This is a genomic window from Petrotoga sp. DB-2 (genome assembly GCF_054051725.1).
In genome coordinates this window covers 17,909-43,566 of record NZ_JBSVZD010000003.1, presented here as the reverse complement: position 1 = coordinate 43,566, position 25,658 = coordinate 17,909, and the positions used below count along the sequence as shown (strand labels likewise).

25 protein-coding genes are annotated in these 25,658 nt (G+C 33.2%); 22 read left to right on the top strand and 3 right to left on the bottom strand.

Features of this window, described 5'->3' with window-relative positions:
* Nucleotides 1-7: 7 nt before the first annotated feature.
* The 19 genes from flhA to ACW9JY_RS01895 all read left to right on the top strand — a co-directional run bounded on the left by flhA (nt 8) and on the right by ACW9JY_RS01895 (nt 19,694).
* A complete protein-coding gene (gene flhA, locus ACW9JY_RS01985; protein WP_457283182.1) occupies nt 8-2,140 on the top strand; it encodes a flagellar biosynthesis protein FlhA in 2,133 nt (710 codons plus the stop codon).
* A complete protein-coding gene (flhF, locus tag ACW9JY_RS01980) occupies nt 2,130-3,446 on the top strand; it encodes a flagellar biosynthesis protein FlhF (protein ID WP_457283181.1) in 1,317 nt (438 codons plus the stop codon). Before flhA ends, flhF begins: the two co-directional genes overlap by 11 nt.
* Entirely contained in the window at nt 3,443-4,297 is an 855-nt protein-coding gene (locus tag ACW9JY_RS01975; RefSeq protein ID WP_103076084.1) for a P-loop NTPase, read from the top strand. Before flhF ends, ACW9JY_RS01975 begins: the two co-directional genes overlap by 4 nt.
* 94 nt (nt 4,298-4,391) lie before the next feature.
* Nucleotides 4,392-5,090 (top strand): flagellar brake protein, encoded by a 699-nt coding sequence (locus tag ACW9JY_RS01970; protein WP_103076085.1) that lies wholly within the window; start codon nt 4,392-4,394, stop codon nt 5,088-5,090.
* A gap of 37 nt (nt 5,091-5,127) precedes the next feature.
* Complete coding sequence (gene cheC, locus ACW9JY_RS01965; protein ID WP_103076086.1) at nt 5,128-5,760, top strand: CheY-P phosphatase CheC; 633 nt, start codon at nt 5,128-5,130, stop codon at nt 5,758-5,760.
* Nucleotides 5,753-6,250, top strand: a complete 498-nt coding sequence (gene cheD, locus ACW9JY_RS01960; RefSeq protein ID WP_103076087.1) for a chemoreceptor glutamine deamidase/glutamate methylesterase CheD — start codon at nt 5,753-5,755, stop codon at nt 6,248-6,250. Before cheC ends, cheD begins: the two co-directional genes overlap by 8 nt.
* Before the next feature lie 12 nt (nt 6,251-6,262).
* Nucleotides 6,263-6,958, top strand: a complete 696-nt coding sequence (locus ACW9JY_RS01955; protein ID WP_457283180.1) for a sigma-70 family RNA polymerase sigma factor — start codon at nt 6,263-6,265, stop codon at nt 6,956-6,958.
* A 2-nt stretch (nt 6,959-6,960) separates the two neighbouring features.
* Nucleotides 6,961-7,266, top strand: a complete 306-nt coding sequence (locus tag ACW9JY_RS01950) for a hypothetical protein (RefSeq protein ID WP_457283179.1) — start codon at nt 6,961-6,963, stop codon at nt 7,264-7,266.
* 357 nt (nt 7,267-7,623) lie between these two features.
* Nucleotides 7,624-8,121: a hypothetical protein gene (locus ACW9JY_RS01945; RefSeq protein WP_457283178.1), complete on the top strand. Its 498-nt coding sequence runs from the start codon at nt 7,624-7,626 to the stop codon at nt 8,119-8,121.
* Nucleotides 8,100-8,801, top strand: coding sequence for a hypothetical protein (locus ACW9JY_RS01940; protein WP_457283177.1), 702 nt, complete (start codon nt 8,100-8,102; stop codon nt 8,799-8,801). The genes ACW9JY_RS01945 and ACW9JY_RS01940 overlap by 22 nt, the downstream gene beginning before the upstream one ends.
* Before the next feature lie 7 nt (nt 8,802-8,808).
* Nucleotides 8,809-11,733: a DEAD/DEAH box helicase gene (locus ACW9JY_RS01935; RefSeq protein ID WP_457283176.1), complete on the top strand. Its 2,925-nt coding sequence runs from the start codon at nt 8,809-8,811 to the stop codon at nt 11,731-11,733.
* 12 nt (nt 11,734-11,745) lie between these two features.
* Nucleotides 11,746-13,104, top strand: a complete 1,359-nt coding sequence (gene mnmE / locus ACW9JY_RS01930; protein ID WP_457283175.1) for a tRNA uridine-5-carboxymethylaminomethyl(34) synthesis GTPase MnmE — start codon at nt 11,746-11,748, stop codon at nt 13,102-13,104.
* A gap of 12 nt (nt 13,105-13,116) precedes the next feature.
* Nucleotides 13,117-13,821: a hypothetical protein gene (locus ACW9JY_RS01925; RefSeq protein ID WP_457283174.1), complete on the top strand. Its 705-nt coding sequence runs from the start codon at nt 13,117-13,119 to the stop codon at nt 13,819-13,821.
* A 3-nt stretch (nt 13,822-13,824) separates the two neighbouring features.
* On the top strand, nt 13,825-15,000 hold the full coding sequence (locus tag ACW9JY_RS01920; RefSeq protein ID WP_457283173.1) for an ABC transporter permease: 1,176 nt from the start codon (nt 13,825-13,827) through the stop codon (nt 14,998-15,000).
* Nucleotides 15,001-15,025: 25 nt separating this feature from the next.
* Nucleotides 15,026-15,832, top strand: coding sequence for an SAM hydrolase/SAM-dependent halogenase family protein (locus ACW9JY_RS01915; RefSeq protein ID WP_457283172.1), 807 nt, complete (start codon nt 15,026-15,028; stop codon nt 15,830-15,832).
* Nucleotides 15,822-16,439 (top strand): IMPACT family protein, encoded by a 618-nt coding sequence (locus ACW9JY_RS01910; protein WP_457283171.1) that lies wholly within the window; start codon nt 15,822-15,824, stop codon nt 16,437-16,439. Before ACW9JY_RS01915 ends, ACW9JY_RS01910 begins: the two co-directional genes overlap by 11 nt.
* Nucleotides 16,436-17,839, top strand: coding sequence for a DNA polymerase III subunit gamma/tau (dnaX, locus tag ACW9JY_RS01905; RefSeq protein ID WP_457283170.1), 1,404 nt, complete (start codon nt 16,436-16,438; stop codon nt 17,837-17,839). The genes ACW9JY_RS01910 and dnaX overlap by 4 nt, the downstream gene beginning before the upstream one ends.
* A 9-nt stretch (nt 17,840-17,848) precedes the next feature.
* Nucleotides 17,849-18,685: a 5'-methylthioadenosine/S-adenosylhomocysteine nucleosidase family protein gene (locus ACW9JY_RS01900; protein WP_457283169.1), complete on the top strand. Its 837-nt coding sequence runs from the start codon at nt 17,849-17,851 to the stop codon at nt 18,683-18,685.
* Nucleotides 18,654-19,694: a spore photoproduct lyase family protein gene (locus ACW9JY_RS01895; protein WP_457283168.1), complete on the top strand. Its 1,041-nt coding sequence runs from the start codon at nt 18,654-18,656 to the stop codon at nt 19,692-19,694. The genes ACW9JY_RS01900 and ACW9JY_RS01895 overlap by 32 nt, the downstream gene beginning before the upstream one ends.
* A gap of 35 nt (nt 19,695-19,729) precedes the next feature.
* Here ACW9JY_RS01895 and speE read toward each other — a convergent pair whose 3' ends face one another.
* The 3 genes from speE to ACW9JY_RS01880 are packed head-to-tail and all read right to left on the bottom strand — an operon-like array spanning nt 19,730 to nt 21,557.
* Entirely contained in the window at nt 19,730-20,608 is an 879-nt protein-coding gene (gene speE / locus ACW9JY_RS01890; protein WP_103079573.1) for a polyamine aminopropyltransferase, read from the bottom strand.
* On the bottom strand, nt 20,608-21,006 hold the full coding sequence (speD, locus tag ACW9JY_RS01885) for an adenosylmethionine decarboxylase (protein WP_103079574.1): 399 nt from the start codon (nt 21,004-21,006) through the stop codon (nt 20,608-20,610). Before speD ends, speE begins: the two co-directional genes overlap by 1 nt.
* Before the next feature lie 14 nt (nt 21,007-21,020).
* A complete protein-coding gene (locus ACW9JY_RS01880; RefSeq protein ID WP_103076103.1) occupies nt 21,021-21,557 on the bottom strand; it encodes a helix-turn-helix domain-containing protein in 537 nt (178 codons plus the stop codon).
* Between the two features lie 227 nt (nt 21,558-21,784).
* On the opposite strand from ACW9JY_RS01880, the gene mreB reads away from it, so the two are divergent.
* The 3 genes from mreB to ACW9JY_RS01865 all read left to right on the top strand — a co-directional run bounded on the left by mreB (nt 21,785) and on the right by ACW9JY_RS01865 (nt 25,605).
* A complete protein-coding gene (gene mreB, locus ACW9JY_RS01875) occupies nt 21,785-22,804 on the top strand; it encodes a rod shape-determining protein (protein WP_103076104.1) in 1,020 nt (339 codons plus the stop codon).
* Between the two features lie 112 nt (nt 22,805-22,916).
* Complete coding sequence (locus ACW9JY_RS01870; RefSeq protein ID WP_457283167.1) at nt 22,917-23,483, top strand: hypothetical protein; 567 nt, start codon at nt 22,917-22,919, stop codon at nt 23,481-23,483.
* 412 nt (nt 23,484-23,895) lie between these two features.
* A complete protein-coding gene (locus tag ACW9JY_RS01865) occupies nt 23,896-25,605 on the top strand; it encodes a penicillin-binding transpeptidase domain-containing protein (RefSeq protein ID WP_457283166.1) in 1,710 nt (569 codons plus the stop codon).
* The last annotated feature ends 53 nt before the right edge of the window (nt 25,606-25,658 follow it).

Sequence of the window (25,658 nt, the reverse complement as noted above, 5' to 3'; positions counted from 1 at the left end):
GTTAGCGATGAATTTTAATAAAATAAAAGGGTTAGATGTAGCAATTTCCATACTTATCGTGGGGATAGTTGTGTTGATGGTTATACCTATTCCTACCTTTTTGCTAGACTTCTTGCAGCTATTGAACATAATCGTTTCTATTATAATCTTATTGGCCACTTTATATTTGAAAAGGGCATTGGATATTTCTATTTTTCCATCTTTGTTACTAGTTATGACCATCTTTAGGTTGGCGTTGAACGTTTCGTCTACTCGTTTGATACTCCTAAACGGTAAAAATTTTGAAGGAAAAGTAATAAGAGCCTTCGGTGACTTTGTCGTCGGTGGAAATTATATTGTGGGAATCATAATCTTTTTGATCCTTATTATAATACAATTTCTTGTAATAACTAAAGGAACAGAAAGAATATCTGAAGTAGCCGCAAGGTTCACTTTGGATGCCATGCCTGGCAAACAGATGAGTATAGATGCTGACATGTCTTCCGGTTTGATTAACGAAGAAGAAGCTAGACAAAGAAGAGAAGACATAAGAAGAGAAGCCGATTTTTATGGTGCAATGGATGGAGCTAGTAAATTTGTAAGAGGGGATGCAATAGCTGGATTAATAATAACTCTGATAAATTTAGTTGGGGGTTTAATAATTGGGATGTTACAGCAGGGACTGACGATCGCAGAGGCGGCGGAAGTATTTGCTCTACTAACCGTTGGTGACGGACTTGTTGCTCAAATTCCTGCGTTGTTGATTTCAACTTCTGCAGGTATGATAGTATCAAGAGCCGCCTCAAAAGATAATTTTGGTGTAGATTTAATAAGACAACTTACTTCTGACACAAGGGTTTTGAATATAGCAGGCGGAATAATAATATTTTTAGGTATGTTAACACCAATTCCAGTTTTTCCATCGTTGATTTTAGGAGGAAGTTTACTTTTTGTAGCTTACGTGAGTAGAGTGAGTGAAGGCCAGCTAGCATTTGAAACAACGGGTTCGAGTGGCGGAGGAATGGGAAGCTCAACCGCACCAAAAGTTGAAAACAGGGGTGTTTCTGGCGGTTTTGCACCACCTCTTACCACTCCAGAAGAAGTTTCAGAAGTCTTACAAGGTGATACAATTGAAGTAGACATTGGATATGGATTGATACCTTTAGCTGATCCAGATCAAGGCGGCGACCTATTGGATAGGATAACCGTTGTTCGAAAACAATTAGCTTATGAATTGGGTATAGTTATCTCTCCCATTCGAATAAGGGACAGCGTTCTATTAAGTTCGAATGAATACGTTATTAAATTGAGAGGCGTTGAAGTTGGTAGATTCGAATTGATCCCCGACAGACTTCTTGCTATAAACTCAGGTATGGCTTCTGAAGAATTACCTGGTATAAAGACAAAAGAGCCTGCCTTCGGTTTAGAAGCCTTCTGGATAGACGAAAGTTTAAAAGAGGAAGCTATAGAAAAAGGTTACACTACTGTTGACGCACCCAGCGTTTTTGCCACTCATCTTTCTGAAACCATTAAAAAATATGCTCAGGAAATTATTGGAACAAAAGAATTAGAAATATTAATCGATGGATTGAGAGTTAATTATGCTAATCTAGTAGATACACTAATCCCAACAATGCTAAAAATACATGAACTAAAAAAAGTTTTAAGTGAACTATTGTATGAAAGGATTTCAATAAGAAATCTGCCCCTAATTTTTGAGAGTTTGATAGAGGCAGTCGATAAATATGGAAACAATATTGAGAATTTAGTAGAGTATGTCAGAAGATCTTTAGGTAGGCAAATAGCGGAAAATTTAAGGTCTGACGATGGAGAATTACATGTTACCGCATTGGATCCATCCATAGAGAAAAAATTATCGGAATCAATAAGAGAAACGGATTCGGGAAGGGTTATAATACTCGAACCAGAATATTCAAATATTTTGGTACAAAGAATATCCAAATCTCTTGAAAACATGATGATGAAAGGCTTTAATCCTATATTAATTTGTTCCAAAAACGTAAGATATCCATTCGCTAGATTTATCTTAAAATTTATTCAAAACATCAGTATTATAGCATACGAAGAAATACCTTCGGATACTTCTCTCAACGTGAATGAAATAGTGAAAATAGAAGGTGAGAGATCCAATGCAAATTAAAAAACTTACCGTTAAGACAATTTCTGAAGCAATGGAAAAGATAAGAAGAGAATTCGGGGAAGACGCCTATATTTTAGACACGAAAAAAGTGAAAAAAGGTGGATTTTTTGGAATCGGTGGAGAAAAATATATCGAAGTAACTGTTTTGAGTGAGGAAAACATAAATTCTGAGAACAAACCTCAAAAATCCAAAAATCACCCGCAAGAATCTAATAATACCTATACGCTAAACGATCTAATAAAAAGGAATACACCTGAATTTTATAGAAAAAAAGAAAGAGAAGAAAAAATAGCAAAACCATCGTACTTAAATAGTGATAATGGATCCAACGGTAAACATTCAAAAGATGATTTAACAGAGTTTATAAAAACGAGTAGAGAAATATCTTCTAAGATAGACAAAAGTGCAGAAGCATTTTATCATCAACACATCCAAAGGGAACCTTCTGAAAGTGGCATCAAAGATAGTTTAAAATTACAAGATCTAATGAATATGGTTGAAAAGTTGAACAAAAAAATGGAAGCAAACAATCTCTATCTTCAAGATATAAAGGATAAGCTATACGAAAAATCGTATTCAAGAGTTTTCATTGAATCCTTTTTAAATCAATTGAATGATTTAAAAGTAGAAGAAAATTGGAAAAATCAAGAAATTATAAGGACCAGATTTGAAAAAAAACTTTATCAAAGCTTAGAAATTTTAAATTTTGGTGATATAAAGAATAAAGTTATGTTTATAGGTCCTACAGGAGTGGGAAAAACGACAACGTTGGCAAAAATAGCCGCTAACTTAAAAAAAATGAATAAAAAAATTGCACTAATTACAATCGACACGTACAGAATAGCTGCAACAGATCAGTTAAAAACTTATGCAGATATACTAGGTATTTCTCTTCACATTTGTTATACCCCGTCTGACCTTAAAATTGCTTTGGAATCACTTTTGAATTTTGATGTAATTCTAATAGACACAGCTGGAAGAAGCCATAAGAACAATTTACAGATGGGTGAACTCAAAGTGTTCAAAGACGTAGTTGAGCCTGATTACAATATAATGCTGGTATCCTCCAACACAAATTGTGAAGATATGATGCATATTTACGATAATTTTTCTTATCTAAAACCCAACGCATTAATTTTTACAAAGATGGATGAAACCTCATCTTTTGGACAAATATTTTCTTTTCTTGAATATTCTAAATTACCTTTGTTGGGGATAACAGATGGTCAAAGAGTTCCTGAAGATTTGAAGTTTCCTTCTAAAGAATGGCTGACCCGTTCAGCAGTGGAGGAGGTATTTAAATGAACCGTATATATCGAGATCAGGCAGCTAGTTTAAGAGAAGAATTTTCTAACACACAAACAAAGATCATAACAGTCGTAAGCGGAAAGGGTGGAGTTGGTAAGTCGGTATTGTCGGTGAATATCGCTGCTGATCTAGCAACACATGGGAAACGAATACTTTTATTTGATTCGGATGCTGGTTTCGCAAACGCTTCTATTCTGATGGGGAATACTGTGAAAATCACGTTGAGCGAATATATGAGGGGTAATGTTACCTTCAACGATTGCGTTCAAGATACGGAGTATGGTGTCAAAATAATAAGCAGCGGTTTTGATTTCACAGATTGGAAGGTCTTTCAAAATAATTTCACTGATTCGATCATGGATGAATTTTTAAATTTGTTGAAAGAAGTCGATTATTTTATAATAGATGTTGGTGCAGGTTATTCCGAAAAACTCAATAATTTTTATCTAAATTCGGATACTATCTTTCTAATAACCGTTCCCGAACCGACAGCCGTTGTTAACGCCTACACCTTGCTGAAAGCTTTATCGGTTTTGAATGTAAATGGGGAAATAGAGATAATTCTAAATATGATCAAAAATAAAAACGAAGTTGAGATGGTTAAATCCGTCTTAAGTAGAACCGCAAAAAGGTTTTTAAACAGAGAAATAAATAACTTTCATGAAATTTCTTACGATGAAAACGTTCATTTGAGTGTGAAGAGGCAGATACCTTTGATTTCATTGAAAGAAAACAGTAAGTTTTCGAAAGATATAAAAAAGATTACCTCCGATATACTCAATATCAAAACCTCTTCCCATATTAATTTTACGCAGAGATTGAAAGAGATGTTTGGGAAAGGACATTGATGTTCGGAACGAAAGGACCACAGCTTCCTTCCTTAGAAGGGCGGGCATCGAGGCGAAGGGGCGATATAGAATATAGATAGAAAAGGGGTTTAAGATGTCTGATTTTGTCGAAAAAGTAAGCTCAAAGAATGTTTTATACACTAATATGCCTCTGGATTTGGAAATTCAAGAAAAAGGAATTCAAGGAGTTTATAAAAGTATTCTTTACGAATACGACTTCAACAGTAATCTAGCTAAAATAGGAATGCCCATTTTTAAAGGTGCATATCTGCAAATTTTTCGAGGTACAAATCTAAAAGTAAGAGCATACTCTTCAAGGGCTGTTTATTTATTCAAAAGCAAAGTTTATAGTAGTGGAAAAGAAGGGAATATCAGATACCTTATAATAAACATTCCTGAAATAATTTTTAGAGTACAAAGACGAGAACATGCTAGGATCCCTTTTTCAGAGGAAGGTACCTTTTATCTGAAAGAAGACCAAGAAAATAGTAAAACTGAGGAGAACCTTCAACCTACCAAATACCGGTTTATAACTAAAGATTTCAGTGCTGGAGGATTGTCTATCGTTACCTCTAAAGAGATGAAAGTCGGACAAAGAATAACAATAAATTTAGTTTTAAAAAATGAAGTCAGACTCGAAAACATAGAATCTGAGGTTGTTCGGTTTATTGATAAAACTACAAGTAGAGAATACATTTATGGAATTAAGTTTTTAAACTTAACAAGAGAAAAAGAAGAAGAACTGGTGAGGTTTGTTTTCAAATTCGAGCGAGAGTTATTTAAAAAGATTTGATACAGTACCGTTTTTAGATTAAAAAGGGGGAAGTTTAATGTCCATCTATGATGAGATTAACGAACAAAAATTGGATGCATTGAAGGAATTAGGAAACATAGGTGCAGGTAATGCAGCGACAGCTATTTCAACGATGTTGAACAAGAAAATTGATATCACAGTTCCTTCTGCTGAAATTATTCCTCTTTCAGAATTATGGGAGGAGTTTACTGATCCTGAAGAGATAACAGCAGGGTCGATGGTAGAAATCGGTGGGGAACTGCATGGGGCAATTTTGTTTCTGCTAGGAACCGAAGAGACTAAAAATATTTTAGAGTTGTTAATGCTTCCTAGACCTGAAGACTTAACCCAAATTGATGAAATGACTTCTTCAGCCATCGGTGAAATTGGCAATATTATGTGTAGCTCTTATATATCCGCACTTTCAAATTTCACAGGTTTGAACATACATTCTTTGCCCCCAAAAATTACAGTAGATATGTTAACAGCCATAGTTTCTGAATCTTCTCTTATGGTTACTGAAGGTAGCGATTTTGTAATCCTAATTAGAACAGAAATAAATATTGAAGAGTATGAAGGGAACGTAAAAGGCTTCTTAATATATTTATCAGACGAACAAAATATTTTAAAATTATTAAAAACCTTAGGAATGGGGACGAATAATGACTGAGAGCAAGAAAAAAATAATAGGAATTGGAGAATACATAGTAGATAAAAATCCGGCGATTTTGGTCACGTTAGGGTTAGGTTCCTGTGTGGCGGTTTGTTTACGAGATAAAAAAAACCTCATTGGAGGGTTAGTCCACGTAATGCTTCCTGAAAGTAGAAGCAGCAAAAAGGATGAAAAGATCGGTAAATATGCAGACACAGGTATAAAAGCGATAATAGATGGAATTGTTGATTTAGGTGGAAACGTTAAATATCTGGAAGCTAAGATAGCGGGAGGAGCAGCGATGTTCAAAAACTCCAATAATTCTTTGAATGTTGGAGCTAAGAACGTTGAAGCTGTGAGACAAATTTTGAAAGAAAACGACATAAAAATAATCGCTGAAGATACTGGAGGAAATAGAGCTAGAAGTGTTGAATTTAACATTTCAAATGGAGAACTAAAGGTTAAGAAGGTTGGCGGAGGAGAAAAGGTTGAAATCACAGTAATTTAAGGTGGCAAATGAATGAAATACAAAATTAATGAAGAACAATTGGTAATGGAATTTTTGCCGAAAATAAAGATTATAGCTTTAAATTTAAAAACCACTTTACCTAAAAATATAGACGTGGAGGATTTGATTCAGGAGGGGATTATAGGATTACTTCAATCATATAAGAGATACAACCCGGAGAAAGGCACTTCTTTTTACACCTATGCTTTAAAAAGGATAAAAGGTTCTATGTATGATTATCTAAGGAGGATAGATTGGCTTCCAAAAGAGATAAGGAGTTTAGTAAAAAAGTACGAAGATTTGATTTATGAATGTAAAGATAATGAGTACATAGACGATAATTCAGTAGCAGAAAAACTTCATATTGAAAAAAATGATGTTGACAAGATAAAGTTCTCCTTGAGTAAAAGGCAGATCCTTCAGTTGGATGAATATTTTTTAAACAGCGAAGAAGAGAACTGGCTTGAATATATACAGGAAGAAAACGACCCTGAAATACTTGCTTATAAAGATATCTTACATGACAAATTAAAAGAAAGTATCGAGAAACTAGAAGAAAGAGAAAAACTGATACTCTCCCTTTATTACAACGAAGGATTAACCTTTAAAGAAATAGGAAGTGTTTTAGAAATAAGCGAATCGAGGGTTTCTCAGTTGCATTCAGTAATATTGGTAAAATTAAAAAAAATGATTCAAGGAAGTGAATAAATATGGCTTCACTTCACGAATTACAAATATTGGTAACCAAATCTATAGATGTTGCAAATAATGTGCAAGCAATATCTCATTCTTACGATGCAGCCAAAAATATGTTACTAGTTAAACAAGCGAGTGAATATTCTCAAAACCTACAAAAAAGGATAAAAAATAAAGACCAAGTTGAAAAGAAAAATGTTGATAATAAATCATCTACTGGGATTTCCTCTCAGAGGTCTTTAAGTAATGAAAACAAAGACATTGTAAAGAGGCATGTGGTAGATGAATACAGAGGTAAACTTTTGGATTTAAGGTTATAAGTATCTATCCTTATGTGTAGGAAAGGGTTAAAAGGTCAGAAACTTCTTTATCCTTATGGGCGGGCTGCGGGGCGAAGGGGCGCTAATAAAGACTAAGCGCAGCTTACAGGAAAATCCTATAAACAATTAAGTTTCCAAAAGAAGAGTCTGTTTTTAAAAGGGTCAAAGGGCGGAGCTCTGTTTGCCGTAGTGTGCAAACTATGTTTTTAAATGATTTTGAACTTGGGGATCTTAAGCAGCAAAGCCTTGTTTGCTGCAAAATGCAAATTGTGTTTTTAAATGATTTTGATTTTGAACTTGGGGATCTTAAGGGGTTTACCCCTTAACGTCCAGGTATGGAAGGAGAAATAAAAATTTATGTTAGGTTATTTTACAATATACAAATCAGAAGACGAAATGTTTTCAGGTGGATTATTGATTCTCAATGAAAATGGAATCCCTGTTTCCTTTAAATACACAGAACCAATAAAACCTTCCAAAATCCAAAAAATAATTTATGGATCGAACCTAAAAAATTATTTAGCCTTTCAAATACTCAGTAACGAAGAATTATACTCGCCTCACAACGTGGACTTAATACTAACGGACGACAGTGATCTAATAAATTATATCGATATTGACAAAGTTATAATGTATATAATGGAAGTAAGCAGTGATAAAGGCTTTGAGGTTAAAGAAAAAGAGGGCATAATTCCCATGAATCAAAATTCTAGCCTAAGATTTTATTCTTCGAAAGTGCTAGATTCTCTTACTTTGAAGAAAATCAAATCCTACATAGAAATTTTTGATATCTTTGAACCATTTATTCGATTAAAAGAGGCTTTGGTGTATATATGTTCCTCAAAAGAAAAATAACTATTAACCAAGTTAACCTTTCATTTGATACCCCTATAAATTCCGTACCTTTTCAGAATATAAATTTTCAACTTCTACCTTCAAAAACCCAAAACCTAAAAATAAAGACCGTTAATATCAACGAGTTAGTAAAGATAACAGAACTCCCTTCGACTGAAGAGGGAATTACCTTTATTGAAGAAACAGACCAACTTTTACCAAAAAAAATAATTAATTTGGATTTTATTAAGATTAATATAATTAAAAGTTCTTCTTTGTCTGGTATAAATATAAGGGATAGTGAAATTAAGATAGGGGTTAGTTTAATAAACGTGCCAATGTCAACGAATACAATTCTAAATACGACAAAAATGATAGAATTTAATATTAAAGAAAGTGTGCCTCAAAAAATAGTAGTTAAACCAATTAGAAAAGTTTTAAAAAGACCTGTTTCGAAGGAATACATTCTACAGTTGGCACAGGAGATTGCATCATCAAAAAAATTACAAAAGATAAAACTATCGTTCCTAGGTTTTTATGTTAAAGTTCCTATAGCAGAAGAGATAAATTATTATTGGAAAGGTGAAAAATTAATATGCTTTCTCAAAAATAATGAAGCAGACATTACTGACTATTTTGATTGTGCCGCTTTTTTTGATTCTGAGAACAATAAGAAGTATTTGAAGTTTATCAGGAGGTAATGTTGAATTGATTAGAAAAGAACTTGTAAATTTTCTAAACTCGATAAAAAAAGTCAACAAACAGAAAATTTTAGTTTTACCGGATGGATATCTCCAAGATTTCGATGAGGATGGAGAGATTTTCATTTATCCGGATTTTGACATATTTCCATTTGAAAATTTGTATATCTCTCCAAACATCAAAGCAAATAGGATGAAAACATTATATGCCTTATTAACGAAAAAGAGCGCTACTATTTTAACTACTTTTTCATCTTTAATAAAGTACACCTTACCTAAAAATGAATTTGTAAGCAAAAAGATCAAAGTTGGAGATACGTTCGATCTTGAATCTAATGTTCCTTACAACTTAGGATACAACCTTTCTGAAGAGGTAACTAGTCCTGGAGAATATTCTAAAAGAGGTTTTGTAAGGGATTTTTTTATTCCAATTTACGAACAACCTGTAAGAATAGAATTATGGGATGATGAAATAGATAGAATATCTCTTTTCGATACATATTCTCAAAGATCGATTGAAAATTTAAATGAAGTAGAGATAATTCCCGGATCTGAAATCCTGAAATTTGGCAACAACTTAAAAATTTACGAGGAGAGGTTAAAAAAATATATTAATGAAGCAAATGGGAAAGAGCTACTAACTCTTGATCAATTCAACACTCTCCCAGGAATCTTTTACAAAGATAAAAATACAATATTAAGTTATCTAAATGAAGACAGAGATATTTATTTAATAAACAAAGAAGAAATCATAAAATCTTATTCGGAAAAAGAAAAAGAAAATTATGAAATGTGTGACACCGAACTAAAACGAAAAATATATAAAATGTTTTCAGGACATAACCTTGAAATTTTGAACAAAATAAAATACGATGAAGTAAAACTTACCTTAGAAAAGATTTATTTTATCAAACCCAAAAAGGAAGACAAAAGGTTGGAATATATACCCCTTCTTGATTGGGAAGATCTAAATGAAGGGGACTTGGTGGTACACGAAGATTATGGAATAGGAATATATCACGGCGTTAACAAAGTTGAGACCCCTTTGGGTTTGAGAGAGTTTGTAACATTAGAATATTCAGATAATTCAAAGGTCTATGTCCCAGTAGGTAGGTTAGACAAACTATCTAAATACATCGGAGACCCTGAATCAGTTAAAATATCTTCTTTGAACAGCAAAAGGTGGAAAAATACGAAGCAAAAGGTAAAAGAAGAAATTAAACTAAAGATCAAAGAACTTCAAAAAATCTATGCATTAAGAGAAAACCAACGAGGGATACAACTATTCGGAGATTCTGAATTGGAAGAAAAATTCAAAGAAACCTTTCCTTACGTTGAAACACCTGACCAAGAAAAGAGTATCAGTGAGGTTATGAAAGATCTTGAAAGTGAAAAACCAATGGACAGATTGTTGTCAGGTGATTCTGGATTTGGTAAAACTGAAGTTGCTATAAGAGCAGCTTTCAGAACGGTTGTTTCGAATTATCAAGTGCTACTATTAGCTCCAACAACGATACTCGCTAAACAGCATTACGAAAATTTCAAACAAAGAATGGACCCTTTTGGAATTAAGATAGCTTTAGTTACTCGTCATAAAACACCAAAAGAAAAGAAAGATCTTTTTGAAAGCATAAAAAAAGGCCAAGTAGATATAGTAATAGGGACGCACGCTTTATTATCAGATTTACTGCAGGTAAAAAATCTTGGGTTAGTGATAGTAGACGAAGAACAAAGATTTGGAGTACTTCAAAAAGAAAAATTCAAAAAGTTAAGTGAGGGAGTAAACTTCCTTATGATGAGTGCCACTCCTATACCTAGAACCCTATACATGTCGATTAGCGGTTTAAGGGACATATCCACGATATCGACGCCGCCTGTAGGTAGGTTACCTATTCAAACATTTATTGGGAAATATTCAGATAAGTTAGTACGTACGGCTATTTTGAGAGAGAAATCTAGAGGCGGACAAACGATCTATATTCACAACAGAGTGCAAGAATTAAATGAACTGTACAAAAAATTACAAAACCTTGTTCCAGAAGTTAAGATAACAATGGTACATGGTGGAACACCAAAAAAGGAATTCATAAAATCTATTAACGAGTTGTACGATGGAAATATCGATCTACTTCTATCAACGACAATAATAGAAAATGGGATAGATATACCCAATGTTAATACCCTTATCCTAGACGATCCAGAAAGGTATGGAATCTCTCAGTTATATCAAATTAAAGGAAGAGTTGGAAGATCTAACAGAAGAGCTTTTGTCTACTTTCTTTTTAAAAAAGAAGTCACCCCTCAAACCAAAAAAAGGCTGGAAGCGATCAAACAGTACAATGAACCAGGAAGTGGATTAAAGCTTGCTTTGAGAGATTTAGAAATTCGTGGATACGGGGATATATTGGGAATAGAGCAAAAAGGTCATATTAATGCGATAGGGTACCATCTATACCATGAGATGTTGAATAAAATTTTATTCGAATATGGAATTAAAAAGGAAGAAGAGATTCAAAAACCTCAAACCTATACAGAAATAAAAGGTATAAAAGGTTCCATAGTTATTCCAGAATCATATATCTCTAATTCTATTGAAAGAATGAGAATATATAGAAGAATATCGGTGGCTAAAACAGTTGATGATGTTGAGGATATAAGGTCTGAAATACGCGATAAATACGGTAAACTTCCAGAAGAAGTAGAAAGATTGTTTCAGTACGCTCTGATAAAAGTTAAAGCTAATATGGAAGGAATTAAAGAGATAGAAATAGGAGACACATACATATCTTTTAAATTCGAAAATAATGTAAATCCTGTCATTGAAAAATACAATAAATATTCAAGAAAGATTACTTTTTATCCAGAAACGAAAGAGCTCATTAGTTATGGGCCAAAAGACCATATGAAATACATGGAAAAGGTTTTTTCATAAGAGGTGACAAAGATGTTGAATGATACAATAGTTGCCATTTCATCTCCAATTGGCACGGGAGCTATAGGGGTGGTAAGAATTTCAGGCAATCACGTTAAAAACATAATAGATCAAGCATTAAAAAGAAAAAAATATACCCCTAAGAAGATGTACTATGGTTGGCTTTACGATAAAAAAGGAGAAAAAGTCGATGAGATTACCTGGGTATACCATTCACAACCTCACTCTTATACAGGAGAGGATATGCTTGAAATATTTTGCCATGGTGGTAAACTTATCACTTATGCTGTATTCAATACAATTATAAAATATGGGGCAAGACAAGCTTTACCTGGAGAGTTTACAAAACGTGCTGTTTTAAACGGTAAGATGGATCTCATAAAAGCAGAAGCTGTAAACAATGTGATTACTTCAGAGACTGAAATCTCTTTAAAAGCGTCTTTTAATCAACTTAAAAATGCTCTTTCTGAAAAAATCAATAACATAAAAAACAGTTTGCTAAATATCTCTGCCCAGATCGAGGTAGAAATGGATTATCCAGATGACATAGAATTTGAAGATCACAATTTAAAAAACAAATTAGTTCATATCGTAAATAGTATGGATCAACTACTAAAAGAAGCTGACAATGGTATTATAGCCGTTGAAGGTGTTAGAACAGTTATAGTAGGAAAACCGAACTCCGGGAAAAGCACCTTGTTAAACGCCTTTTTGAGAAAAGATAGAGCAATTGTAACAGACATTCCTGGGACAACTAGGGATACTATAGAAGAAAATCTGAACATAAACGGTATATACTTAAAACTTATAGATACAGCCGGAATACGATACACAGAAGACACGTTGGAAAGGGTTGGAATAGAAAGGACCATAAATTCCATAAAGAATTCTCATCTAATCTTGTTTGTCTTGGATGGCACAACCCCCTTTACACAGGAAGATGAAATAATTTATACTAAATTAAATGAATTGGGAGATAAAATTGTTATAATTGTATTGAATAAATCCGATTCTCCTAATTTTAAAGAGAGCAATTATCTTTCTTTGAAACAAAAAAATCCAAATGATTTTGTTATAATTTCTGCAAAGAACGGAGAGATTAAAACTTTAGAAGATAAGATATATGAAAAGTTTTTTGAAAAGGTCAACATAGAAGAGCCAACTCTAACTAACCAAAGGCAAAAGATGGCCTTAGAATCATCTAAAGAGTCCGTTTTAAACGCCATCCATTCGCTAGAGAAAGGTTTTTCTAACGATGTAATTATGTATGACATAAGAAAAGCACTTGAAAAGATCTACGAACTCTCTGGCGAAAATTATACTGAAGAATTACTGGATAAAATCTTTTCCACGTTCTGCGTTGGAAAGTAGGAGGTAAAATATATGTATCGGTTAGTTTCCATTTTTTTTGGACTAATCCCTTTAATACAATTTTTCATAAAAGGATGGTACTTTTTTGGAATATCTTCTATAGGTTTAATTATTTCATATTTTATTCTTAAAAAGAGGGGATCAAAACCATTCATCACAGAAGGGGCACTCTTATTAATCTCACAACTTTTTATGAATATAATTGGGCTATCAAATATACCGATATTTTTATATATCTCTTTGGCAGCGGTTTTGATTTTCGTTGCCTCAAGAGATGAAAAGATAGTTGACGATTTGAAAGATTATATAAAAGAAACAGGTCACTCTAAAGAAAATTGGGATTTTGAAATATGTTTTTTTGGAATGGGACAGATTAGAAATATTGATCAATTAACAAATTTATCCACTGCCGCATTTGGTTTTTCAGACAAAGGTATAGCTTTCAACACTAAGTTGGGAAGTGGGTATTATACGAGGTTTATTGATTATAACGAAATAGATGATTTCGGCATGTTCAAATTACAAAAGAAACAAGAGTTGTACTATCCCAAAATAAGAGATATGTTCATCTGGCCAAGTAATATGAGCACGATGCATAAACCGTATATAAACACCTACGGATTATATCTTTTAGTGGGGGATGAGTCCTTAACTTTTTACGAATCACCAAGCATCATACTTAAAATATCCGAGCATTTAGAAGAAATGGGGCGATAGACAATGAAAGTTTTGAAGATGTCATGGTATGAGATAAAAAAAGTACTTAGAAATCGAGGAGTATTAATCTTAAGTGTTATAATACCTATTATTTTAGCCTATTTTGGCTCTTCATTCTATCCTACTGATATGGCGCAAGATTTCCAATTAGCTTTATACAATGAAGATAACAGTCTTTTGGGTAATTTAGGTTTTATTTTGATAAAACAATTTTTGAATTTTGAAAATACCATCGAAATTAAAAATGAGGAACAATTAAATCAACTAATTAAAGAAGCAAACTATGATTCAATACTGATCATTCCAAAAGGTTTTACGCAAGATTTAGTTGATCGCAAGCAAACGGTTTTGTACATCATACCAAATCCTCACAAAATTCAGAATAGTATGATGGTCTATACCGGATTTAAAGCTGTTTTTGATGAGCTTGCAGGGATACCCGAAATAAAAGTGGGCTCCACTACGGAATTCTTACTTCAAGGAGGTATTGGAATCGATGAAACGAGGCCCAAACCAGAGATAAAAATGCTTATTCCTAACGCCTCAGATGGTTCTTTGGTTGTTTCTCCCACCACAAATTTAGGGATTAATGATATGTTTGCTCCCATCGTAGCGGTGGTTGTAATCCTCTTGTTATCTATGATAGGAATAGCCTCTTCTATCGGTCAAGCTAGAGAAGTTGGATTACTGGATCTATACATATCAAACGGATTAAAAACGCGGGAATTCATTTTATCAAAAATAATATCGTACATAATAATAGGCTTCGTTGCAGGGATGTTCTCGTGGTATATGTTCAGAATTTTTGGCGTTCAATCCCAAGGTAATCCATGGAATTTAATCTTACTCGTTTTAGTATCTGTATTCTCTTTCACCTCTTTTGGTTTGTTTTTATCTTCTTTTTTAAAAACGGCTCGTGCTGCCTCTTTCCTTGTAACGGCAATGATAGGAGGGATGTTGGTCTTTGGTGGTGTTTTGATCCCAATACCTACAGGAAGTATTCTTGAAAAGACGGCAAACCTATTTCCTGTTAAATACTCTTTAGATGGCTGGAGAAAAATAACGGTATTAGGGTATGGCTTAAGTGATCTAAGTTTTGAAATCTTAATATTGTTAGGTTTTGGAATTGTTTTCTGTGTGGCATCATTACTTTTATTACAAGCTACGCAAGAAACATAGGGGAGGTTTAGGAGGGTTTAATTCGATGAATGTTATAGCCTTTTTAACGGATTGGGGACTTTCTTCATATTATGTCTCCGTGTGTAAATCCGTTATAAAAAGAATAAATAAAAATGCTGATATAATTGATATCACACATAGTGCAGGACATTTTAATATAAAGAAGTATGCAGCTCTAATTTTCAGGGCTTGTCGAGATTTTGAAGAAGGTACCGTCTTTTTGTGTGTTGTTGATCCAACCGTAGGTAGCCCTAGGAAACCGATCGCTTTGAAAACGTCAAAATACAACTATTATTTTGTTGGTCCAGATAACGGTTTATTTACTTTTGTGATCCAAGAGTTCGGAGTTGAAGAATCTGTTGAGTTAGCCGACAAGAGATTTTTCTATAAAACCGATTATTCATCAACATTTCATGGGCGTGATATATTTGCACCAGTGACTGCATACATTTCTAAAGGTATCAATATCGATCATTTTGGACCAAAAACTGACAAATTAGTAACTTTAGATGTGCAAAAACCTATCATTGAAGGCAACAAAGTAATATGTGATTATTTATATTCAGATGATTTTGGGAATATAGAAACTAACTTATCTTCCAACTATCTTGAGCATTTAGATCTAGGCAAAAAGGTAACAGTTGAAATAAACGGAGCAAAAAACACAGCAAGAGTTGTTAAAAACTACGCTGAAGTAAAGAAAGGTGAATTATTGTTACATATTGATAGCTCAGGATTTTATGAGATTTCTGCCAATCAATCAAATGCAGCTCATAAATTTAACCTAACCGATGATTTTGAAGGGAAGGTAAAGATTTATCTTGAATTATAAATCCATAAAAGATCCTATCGAAGTTACATATACGGTAGAAAGATCAAAATTTATTGGAAATATCGCCAAGGTCAACTCGGTTGATGAAGCACAAAAATTTATAAAAGAGATTTCTCAAAGATATAATAACGCCACGCATAACTGTTGGGCTTATAAGGTGCATGAGAAAGGAAGGGGAATCGCTAATTATTCTGATAACAACGAACCATCTGGCACCGCGGGTAAGCCTATTTACGGGGTAATAGAAAAATTTGGTCTATCAAACGTGGCGATAGTAGTTACGAGGTATTTTGGAGGAGTGAAATTAGGGATTCGGGGTTTAATAGATGCGTATTCTAAAACTGCTGAAGAAGTTGTTAAAGCCTCTAAAGTAGTCACCTACGAGAAGACATTTATTTACGAGGCAAAATGTGACTACAGTAATTTTTCCTTCATACAAAACCTCATGCAAAAACAGAATAACTTCAAAATAATAGAGCAAAACTTTTCAGACGAAGTTTATTTCATATTTGAGGTATTGGAGCATAATCAAGAAGACGTTTTATCATTAATAAAAAACAAGGTGTACAATTTAAATTTTATCGGCAATTCGGAGGGAATTTCATGAACAACAATTTATACAGAAAATACAGGCCTTTAGATTTTGATGAAATTTTAGGACAACCTCATGTAGTAAAATACTTTAAAAACGCTTTAAACAAGCAAGAGGTCTCTCATGCATATATTTTCTCGGGTCCGCGGGGCACCGGAAAAACCACTACCGCCAGGATACTTGCCAAAGTATTAAATTGCAAGGATCCTCAAGGGTACAATCCATGCAACAAATGCGAGAACTGTGTTTCTATAAACAATAACAGTTTTTTGGATGTAATAGAAATGGATGCGGCTTCGAATAGAGGAATAGACGAAATTAGAAACATCAGGGACTCCTCCAATTACAGACCAGTCTATGGGAAATACAAAGTATATATAATCGATGAATTTCATATGTTGACAAGGGAAGCATTCAACGCGCTATTAAAAACGTTAGAAGAACCACCTTCACATGTTATTTTTATTTTAGCAACCACAAATTTGGAAAAAGTCCCTGATACCATCATTTCTAGGGCTCAAATTATAAACTTCAAAAATTTAGGTCAGAATGAAATAGTAGAAGGGTTAAAAAATATAGCAAGCTCTGAAGGAATAGAATATGAGTTAGATGCCCTGCAGATCATAGCTAAAAGGGCAAAAGGTGGGATGAGAGATGCCATATCTATGTTGGAACAAGTAGAAAAATTTGGAGAGATGAAGATCACCCACCAAGACACCCTCGACATATTAGGTTTATTTGACGAAAATTTTATTGTTCAATTCGTAGAAAATGTCTATAATTCAAAAACAGATGAATTTTTGGCACAATCTGAAGATCTGTTCAATTTAGGAAAAGACCCAGAAATTCTTTTGGAGCAGGCCATAGAATACATATTTGAATCACTAATTACTAATAAAAAAGATAACTTAATTCAACTAATGGGTGCCTTCAACAATATACTTAAAGATTTAAAATACAGTGAAAATAAAAGGTTGATTTTCGATGTGGAGATCTTAGATTTCATGTACAAAAATTCAACTACTTCCGTGCCTTTGCCCCATGAAAATAAAAAAACTCCAAATAGAAAACAAGTAGCCACAGAATCCGTTCCCAACGAAACTCAACACCCAATTATGAAGAAAATCCTTGATTACTTCAGTGACCCACATGAAAAGAAGTCCAACATGGCGATATACTTCGCTTTGCTTTATTCAAATCCAGAAATTGAAAACGATAAAATACACTTCAAATTTTCTTCAGACCAAAAGCTAGAATTTGAGATTCTAAAAAAGTATGTAGATGAATTAAAAGTGAATATATTTTTACTGATCGATGGATCGTACGAAATCACTTTTTCTCTCGAAGGTGGCGAGGTGGAAAGTCTGACCCAGCAAAAAGAAAAAGCCAATTTGAGAGAAAAGAAACTGTTCTGAGGGAATTACATGCTTTATATAATCTCTGCAATGGGCATTGAAGCACGAGCGATAATAAAATATTTAAATTTAAAAAAAACAACAGATAGACCTTTTGAGACTTATCAAAACGAAGAAGTCCATCTTGTAATATCAGGGGTAGGGAAAATCAATGCAGCCGGAGCTACATCTTATTTATTGAAAGATACCTTAAAGGATCTGAACCATAGTGATTATGCAATAAATTTAGGAATATGCGGTAGTTTAAATAACAAATTTAATGTTGGCGATCTAGTTTTAGTCAATAAAGTAGTAGATTACGAGAGAAAAAGAAAGTACTATACGGATATCTTAGTTAAACACAACCAAAAAGAAGGCTCTATACAAAGTATAGATACTCTCCACAGCAATTATGAATTTGAAGAAGATCTAGTAGACATGGAATCATCGGCTTTTTTTGAAATTGCTTCAAAATTTTTGTCTGTGCATCAGGTATATGTGCTAAAAATAGTCTCCGATAAAGTAAGCAAAAATCAACCATTAGAAAGACTGACTAAAAAGTATATAGATGAGTTGATTTACGATAAATTAGAAGAAATTTTTTCTTTCACAAAATTGGTGAGTTCTCTACTAAAGTTATTTCAACCTATTCTTCAACAACAAGACGAAGAAATCATAGAGAAGGTATCTAAAAGTTTGAAACTAACGTTCTCACAGACCAAACAACTTGAAAATGCATATGCATATTTCAAATCGAATAAAAAAGTAAGTCCTTTATTCTTAAAAGAATATTTTAACTACATTCCGAAAAGTAAAAAAGAAAGGGATGCGATTTTTGAAGATCTCAAAACAAAACTATACAAATGAAACTTTCTCACACATCTACATTGAAAAAGATGCTTTAAATTATCCACTAACCAATGAAATTACAAGCAAACTCAACAAAAGTAAGATAGTCTATATTGATAATTACAATGAAATATTCTCCAGGAAAAACCAAAACCCTTTTCTACAAAAGCTCTCACCGTCTCTGATTCTGGCAGTTAACAAGGGTGATTTTATCTATAAAGGGTCACCTTTGTGCCATGATTTTGAACAACAAAATTTCTACTACACAAATTTCATAGTTAATTGTCTATTCGATTGCGATTACTGTTATTTGAAAGGCATGAACTTCTCTTCCCACATTTTATTCTTTGTTAATCTCTCAGATTACTTTCATGAATTAAGCAGATTGATAAACGAGATTAAAGAACGCCCCGAACGGGGTCAAGGAAAAATTTATCTAAGTATATCGTATGATTCAGACATCCTTCTTTTTGAAGGAATCTATCCATTTTTAAAAGAATGGATAGATTTTGCTGAGGCAAACCCTCTAATAACTATAGAAATCCGCACTAAATCAACCAATTATAAAAAATTCCTGAATTACTCTCCATTAGAAAATTTGATCATTACATGGAGCATATCCCCACAGGAAGCAATAGAAAAATATGAAAAAAACACCCCCTCTTTAGAAAGAAGGTTAATGGCTATATCTCAATTGCTACAAAAAGGGTGGAAAGTCAATTTAGCGTTGGATCCTATACTTTATATCGGAGAAAATTGGCAAGAGAAATACAAGGAGTTTATTAACTCGATATCTAAAAAAATTAACCTAAAAAAGATTAACGCAATTACACTAGGAGTATTTAGAATTCCAGTTGACTATCTAAAAAGATTTAAAAAGTTTTTTAAATCCCCGATTGCATTTTTTCCTTATCAAACCACAAATGGTGTATCCACCTACCCTGAGGAATTAAAAAGTGAAATGATCGAATTCGTCTATTCAGAACTAGAAAAAATATATAATAAGACAAATATATACGTAGTTTGATTGTTTTAGAAAAATAGACGGACAATTGTCCGTCATTATTTACTGAATTCACTAATTAATTTTTTTACAAAAACAGGTAGAGAAAAAGATGCAACATGTACTTCTTCATCGTAGTATTTAAGTTCTTTATTAAACTCTTTAACTTTTTCAGGGTCAAAATCTTTTATTGGATCCAAATTTTTTGAGGCAAACGTCCATGTCCACGTACCCGGCATATATTGAGGTACATAACCCATATACAATCGTGCTATATTGAAGGTATTGCTGATTCTCCTATACGCTCTTACCATCCATTCTTTCTTTAAAAAAGGCTCCTCGGTTTGTGCGGAAAAAACTCCGTTTTCATTCAAGGCTTCAAAACAATTTTGATAAAACTTTTCGGTGAAAAGCAGTCCTCCTTCACCTTCGGTGGGATCTGTGGAATCAATCAATATAACGTCGAATTCATCTTTAAATTGAGAAACGAATTTACTCCCATCTTCATAAACCAATTCCACCTTTGGATTTTTTAACTCATAAGAAATGTTAGGTAAATACTTTAAAGCAGCTTCTACAACCTTTTTATCCAATTCACAAAGAACAACTTTCTCTACTGAATCATGTTTCAATACTTCTCTGACAGTTCCTCCATCCCCTCCACCGATTATCAAAACCTTCTTGGGATTAGGATGTATGAACAAAGGAACGTGTGAGATCATTTCATGATAAACAAATTCATCTGAATCTCTCGTCATAATGACTCCATCTAACGAGAATAGTTTTCCAAACGCGGGTGTTTCGTATATATCTATTCTTTGATATTCTGTTTGCTCGGTATAAATATGATTAGTTGTTTCTGTAAAGACTCCCACATTATGTGCTTTATCATACTCGGTAAAAATAGTATGTGGAAAGGTATAATTATTTTCAGCCATCAACTCACCTCAACTTTATGTGCGGAATTTTCAGGAATTCCAATAGTAGAAAAGACTCCTCGTTTAAATTCCTGACTCTCCTGTCTTTTTGAATTTAAAGCATCTTTCAAATAGTAAAAAGCTTTCCATGGATCGACAGAATCTCCACAAGTATATATATCTAAAGAAGCATAATTATATTCAGGCCAAGTGTGTATTGCCAAATGAGATTCAGAAACAATTATTGCTCCACTTACCCCATGTGGTAAGAATCTATGAAATGTAGAAGTAACTATTGTTGCCCCCGATTCAATGGCTGCTTTTTTCATTAAATATTCTATTTGTTGAACATCGTTTAGTATCTCTTCATCGCAATCGTATAATTCTGATATTAAATGTCTTCCTAGGGATTTTGCCATCTCTCAATCCTCCTTTAAAATATTTCTATCCATATTAGAGTTGCTGTTTTTGAAGTACTTTTATTTTTTATGAAATGTTTCTTATTGGCTGAATAAAAAAAAGTTTCCTCTTTACGTACTAGATAAACTTCTTTGTTGAGGTATAACTCTATCTCTCCTTCGATCACATATCCCAATTCCACACCTTCATGGGGTTTTTCGATATCAGTCGAACAACCTGGTTGCAAAACCACTAAAGAAGGTTCTATATTTTTTGGTTCCGACGTTGTTAAAAGAAGTTCTTCTTTAACTCCTTTTGGTGTATCATATATAGGTATTCGATCTTCTTTTGTGAAAACAATCTTTTCCTTATTTTCAAGATTTGAAAAAAAATCTTTCAAATCTGTTCCTAAGGCTCTTAGTATCATTTCCAAATTTTCAACAGTTGGGGAAGCTAAATCCCTTTCAACTTGGGAAATAAAACCTCTTGTTAAATCAGATCTAGTTGCGAGTTCCTCTTGGGTCATGTTTCTCATTATTCTAAGACTTTTTATCTTTTCACCTATTTGCATTCAAGGTTCCTCCAATAAACTATCAAAAATGCACAGTTAATTAAACAAGTCGGTTAATATTATAAATTTTTATTTTATATTTGTCAATTACGAGAATTTACATTTATGTTTCCACAACATCAATAATGAGTTGTTTGTGTTATACTAATTATTAGTTAGCTGATTAGGAATATTCTAAACAAAATGGGTGGGGAGCATAATATACTTTTAAGGAGGACTTTTATATAATGCGATCGTATTTGAGGCCTTATCTTGGTATCGATTTGGGAACAGCAAACACCTTAGTTTATATGAAAGGTAAAGGGATAATTCTAAATGAACCTTCCGTTATAGCTATCAATAAAGAAACGTCAGAATTGCTTAAAGTAGGAAAAGAAGCTAAGAAAATGATTGGAAAAACACCTGCTAATATAATCGCCGTTAGACCACTAAAAGAGGGTGTAATAGCAGATTATAATGTCGCTATGACTATGCTTAAGTATTTTATAAACACAGCATTGAATGGTTTTAGCTTTTTTAAACCATCTGTAGTTGTGGGAATACCTACAGATGCAACTCAAGTAGAAAGAAATGCTCTGAGAGAAGCTGCTTTGGATGCCGGTTCTAGTAAAGCTTTTTTAATTGAAGAAGCTATGGCAACGGCTATTGGCGCTGGTTTAGATGTAGAAGAACCATCCGGTAATATGATTGTAGATATAGGTGGAGGTACCACAGAAATAGCTGTAATTTCATTAGGAAATATTGTATTATCCAAATCTATAAGGGTAGCGGGAGATCTGATCGATCAAGAAATTATCAATCACATAAAATCAAAATACAATATGGTAATAGGAGAAAAAACCGCTGAGAGGATAAAAATTGAGATTGGTAATGTTTTTGATAGCCCCCAATACAGTGATTTAAGTATGGAAGTGATAGGCTTAGACGTTCTATCTGGACTTCCAAAGAGTGTTACGATCACAGGCTCAGAGATAAGAAATGCAATGCGAGTCCCTGTTTCCAAGATAGTTGAAAATATTAAATTGGCCATTGAAGAAACTCCACCTGAACTTTTGTATGATATCGTTAATAGAGGTATATTTTTAGCTGGTGGAGGAGCGATGATTAAAGGTATAAAGGAGTTGCTAGAAAAAGAAACGTTGATAAGAGTTGTAATAGCGGATGATCCAATAACTTGTGTGGCTAGAGGGGCTGGAATGGTTATTGACAAGATTAATCTTATAAAAAGTATATCTCAAAAAGCTTAATATGAGATATTTTGGGATATTATTTTTAGTAATTTTGATCTTTATTTCAATATTATTTAATACTTTTGAGAACTTAGGTGGTATTTTAGATCCGCTAACATACTCGTTTGATATGGTTTTTTCACTGTTTCATTCTAAAATTTCGGAAAGAAATGCAAGTGCTGAAAAAATTTCTAGTATCTTAGATGAACTCAAAAAAGAGCCTCTTTATATAATTGAAAGTAAAAGTAGTGAAAATATAGATTTAACGATCCCTCGAGGTATAATTTTAAATGAAACTAATCGTTCTTTTAACGTTTTAACGAGCAATGAAGGTAATTTAGAAAAAGGTTATTTAGCTGTTTCTACGGATGGGAATCTTTTGGGTTTTGTTGAAAATACATTCTCAGATAGAGTAGTGGTGAGAAAATTAGGTTGGGGGAACCAACAATTTTTTGGAAAAATAGGTGTTGTAGATGTTTTAATAAAAGAAGATAAAGGCAATTTATTGGTCGAAATACCTGATAATTATAAAGTTGTAATGGAAGAATACCTAAAGATAGATCTTCCTGCTTATGTAAAAACCGTAGAAAAAGAGGGTATATTTTTATCAGGTGAGATTGTTTCTAAATATGGAGACCTTTATCTTTTCAACCCTGTGGTGATCGATGATTTTTTAGTGTACTTTTTTCCTTATTAAAAAGAGAAGTGATAATATATGATGTATTTGATTTATTTTTTATTAGCTCTAATTACTGCTTCATTTGATAGATGGTTAGGAGAAATTCTTTTTTTTGTCTTTCCTATAATTGTCTTATATGTGTCAAATCTTGAAAAAGATGACCATAGACTTCTTTTTTTCGTATTTATATATACTATTTTTTATTTCAATTCAAGGTTTGAATTGGGATTCCTCGCGATAATATTTTTCGCTATATTCCTTCTCATCAACTTTTTCTTACATCAGTTGGAAATGACTTTAATTAAAGCATTGATATACACGGGTGTTTTGTCATTGTATATGAGTGTCATTACTTCTTCTCTTTATCCTTTTTTCTTAGACATGATAATCATCTTTGTATTATATTTTATGAACATGAGGCTGGTTTTGGATGAAAGAAAAAAGAGCTAAAATACTGTTTTCTTTATTTTTTTTGGGTATTGTATTACTTTTTGCTAGATCATTTCAATTGCAGATTTTAAACTGGAATAAATACACGATGGAAGTTCAAGAGTTATCAACAAGAATTGTAAAAGATTCTCCTAAAAGAGGAAATATATACGATAGAAATGGGAATTTGTTGGCATGGAACCAAAGGATATATAATTTAACGAATTTAGGAGGAACGTTGAGTGAAGAAACAGAAACTGAATTGTACCAAGTTCTAAAAGGTGTGGTAGATAATCCGTATACCGTAATAGATAAATTAAATTTTCAAAAAAGAGTGAATTTGGAAATAAATTCAGTGACAGCTCAAAAGATAGCAAATATTGACAAAAATCTACAAGTTGAAGAAAGATATATAAGAAAGTATGCCCACGAATCTTTATACCATGTCTTAGGTTATGTTGACAATGAAGGTACTCCAAGGTCAGGATTGGAATTGGTGTTTGATAAAAAATTACAGGGTCAGCCAGGGTACAAAATGATCAATATTGCAACAAATGAATCCGTTTCACCTACTATAGCCAACGCACATTCTATTAATGGAAACAATATTTATTTGACATTAGATTTAGATTTACAGATAAAGGCATACAATTATTTAAAAGAAAATAACTACAATGGTTCGGTGATAATCTCAGAACCAAAAACCGGAGAAATATTAGTATTTGTTAGTTATCCTTCCGTAGATCCTAATTTGTTTGCTCAAGGAATGAGTAATTTAGAGTTTCAAAGAATTTTGAATGATAATAATATGCCTTTGTTAAATAGAGCTACATCTGCATTGTATCCACCCGGGTCTATTATAAAACCTTTTGTTGCATATGCTGCCCTTGAAGGGGGTATATCTCCACAAGCAACCATAAATTCGACTGGAAGATACGATTTAAAAAACTCTCAAGGTAACATTATCGCATCTTATTACGATTGGTATACATTGGGACATGGTGAAACTGATTTGGTGAAATCCCTGAGGGCATCGGTTAACTCTTATTATTATTGGCTTGGAGAAAAGTTGGGGATAGACTACTTGAATAGTGTTGCGGATAGATTTGATATTACCTCTAAAACAGGCATAGAAATACCAAATGAAAAAGCTGGTATCTTTCCAGATCCAGAATGGAAATATGAGAAATTCGATACCATATGGTATCCAGGAGAAACATTATTAACGTATATAGGTCAAGGTTACGTCACAATGACTCCCCTTCAAATTCTAAGAATATATAATATTCTTGCTACACAAGGTGAATATTATCAATTCAGCTTATTTAAAAAGGAAGAAGATGCTTTTGGAAATATCATAAATCAAAATGTGCCTTTACTTAGAGATTCTTACGAAATGAACGAAGAATATCTGAAATACATTTACCAAGGTATGGTAGAAGTAACCTCATTCAGTGGACCACCTGGTGAAGAAGGTACTGCTTATCAATCGTTTAGCGATTTCCCCATAACTGTAGCCGGAAAGACAGGTACCGCAGAAGTAGGAGGTGGAAAACCTGCTCATTCATGGTTCGCTGGTTTTTTACCAGCAAATAACCCACAGTACTCGATTGTGGTCATTATAGAAAATGGAGGGATGGGATCCACTGGTGCAGCACCTATTGCTAGAGAGATACTCGATGATCTAGTTGAAAAATATCATATTCAATAAAAAAAGGCGGGATGCGGAGCGAAGAGGTAAGGGCTCCTTTATCCTTATGCGTG

Coding starts and splice junctions, on each gene's coding strand:
- flhA (WP_457283182.1), top strand. CDS start 8: ATGAATTTTAATAAAATAAAAGGGTTAGATGTAGCAATTTCCATACTT.
- flhF (WP_457283181.1), top strand. CDS start 2,130: ATGCAAATTAAAAAACTTACCGTTAAGACAATTTCTGAAGCAATGGAA.
- ACW9JY_RS01975 (WP_103076084.1), top strand. CDS start 3,443: ATGAACCGTATATATCGAGATCAGGCAGCTAGTTTAAGAGAAGAATTT.
- ACW9JY_RS01970 (WP_103076085.1), top strand. CDS start 4,392: ATGTCTGATTTTGTCGAAAAAGTAAGCTCAAAGAATGTTTTATACACT.
- cheC (WP_103076086.1), top strand. CDS start 5,128: ATGTCCATCTATGATGAGATTAACGAACAAAAATTGGATGCATTGAAG.
- cheD (WP_103076087.1), top strand. CDS start 5,753: ATGACTGAGAGCAAGAAAAAAATAATAGGAATTGGAGAATACATAGTA.
- ACW9JY_RS01955 (WP_457283180.1), top strand. CDS start 6,263: ATGAAATACAAAATTAATGAAGAACAATTGGTAATGGAATTTTTGCCG.
- ACW9JY_RS01950 (WP_457283179.1), top strand. CDS start 6,961: ATGGCTTCACTTCACGAATTACAAATATTGGTAACCAAATCTATAGAT.
- ACW9JY_RS01945 (WP_457283178.1), top strand. CDS start 7,624: ATGTTAGGTTATTTTACAATATACAAATCAGAAGACGAAATGTTTTCA.
- ACW9JY_RS01940 (WP_457283177.1), top strand. CDS start 8,100: ATGTTCCTCAAAAGAAAAATAACTATTAACCAAGTTAACCTTTCATTT.
- mnmE (WP_457283175.1), top strand. CDS start 11,746: ATGTTGAATGATACAATAGTTGCCATTTCATCTCCAATTGGCACGGGA.
- ACW9JY_RS01925 (WP_457283174.1), top strand. CDS start 13,117: ATGTATCGGTTAGTTTCCATTTTTTTTGGACTAATCCCTTTAATACAA.
- ACW9JY_RS01920 (WP_457283173.1), top strand. CDS start 13,825: ATGAAAGTTTTGAAGATGTCATGGTATGAGATAAAAAAAGTACTTAGA.
- ACW9JY_RS01915 (WP_457283172.1), top strand. CDS start 15,026: ATGAATGTTATAGCCTTTTTAACGGATTGGGGACTTTCTTCATATTAT.
- dnaX (WP_457283170.1), top strand. CDS start 16,436: ATGAACAACAATTTATACAGAAAATACAGGCCTTTAGATTTTGATGAA.
- ACW9JY_RS01900 (WP_457283169.1), top strand. CDS start 17,849: ATGCTTTATATAATCTCTGCAATGGGCATTGAAGCACGAGCGATAATA.
- speE (WP_103079573.1), bottom strand. CDS start 20,608: ATGGCTGAAAATAATTATACCTTTCCACATACTATTTTTACCGAGTAT.
- speD (WP_103079574.1), bottom strand. CDS start 21,006: ATGGCAAAATCCCTAGGAAGACATTTAATATCAGAATTATACGATTGC.
- ACW9JY_RS01880 (WP_103076103.1), bottom strand. CDS start 21,557: ATGCAAATAGGTGAAAAGATAAAAAGTCTTAGAATAATGAGAAACATG.
- mreB (WP_103076104.1), top strand. CDS start 21,785: ATGCGATCGTATTTGAGGCCTTATCTTGGTATCGATTTGGGAACAGCA.
- ACW9JY_RS01870 (WP_457283167.1), top strand. CDS start 22,917: ATGGTTTTTTCACTGTTTCATTCTAAAATTTCGGAAAGAAATGCAAGT.
- ACW9JY_RS01865 (WP_457283166.1), top strand. CDS start 23,896: ATGAAAGAAAAAAGAGCTAAAATACTGTTTTCTTTATTTTTTTTGGGT.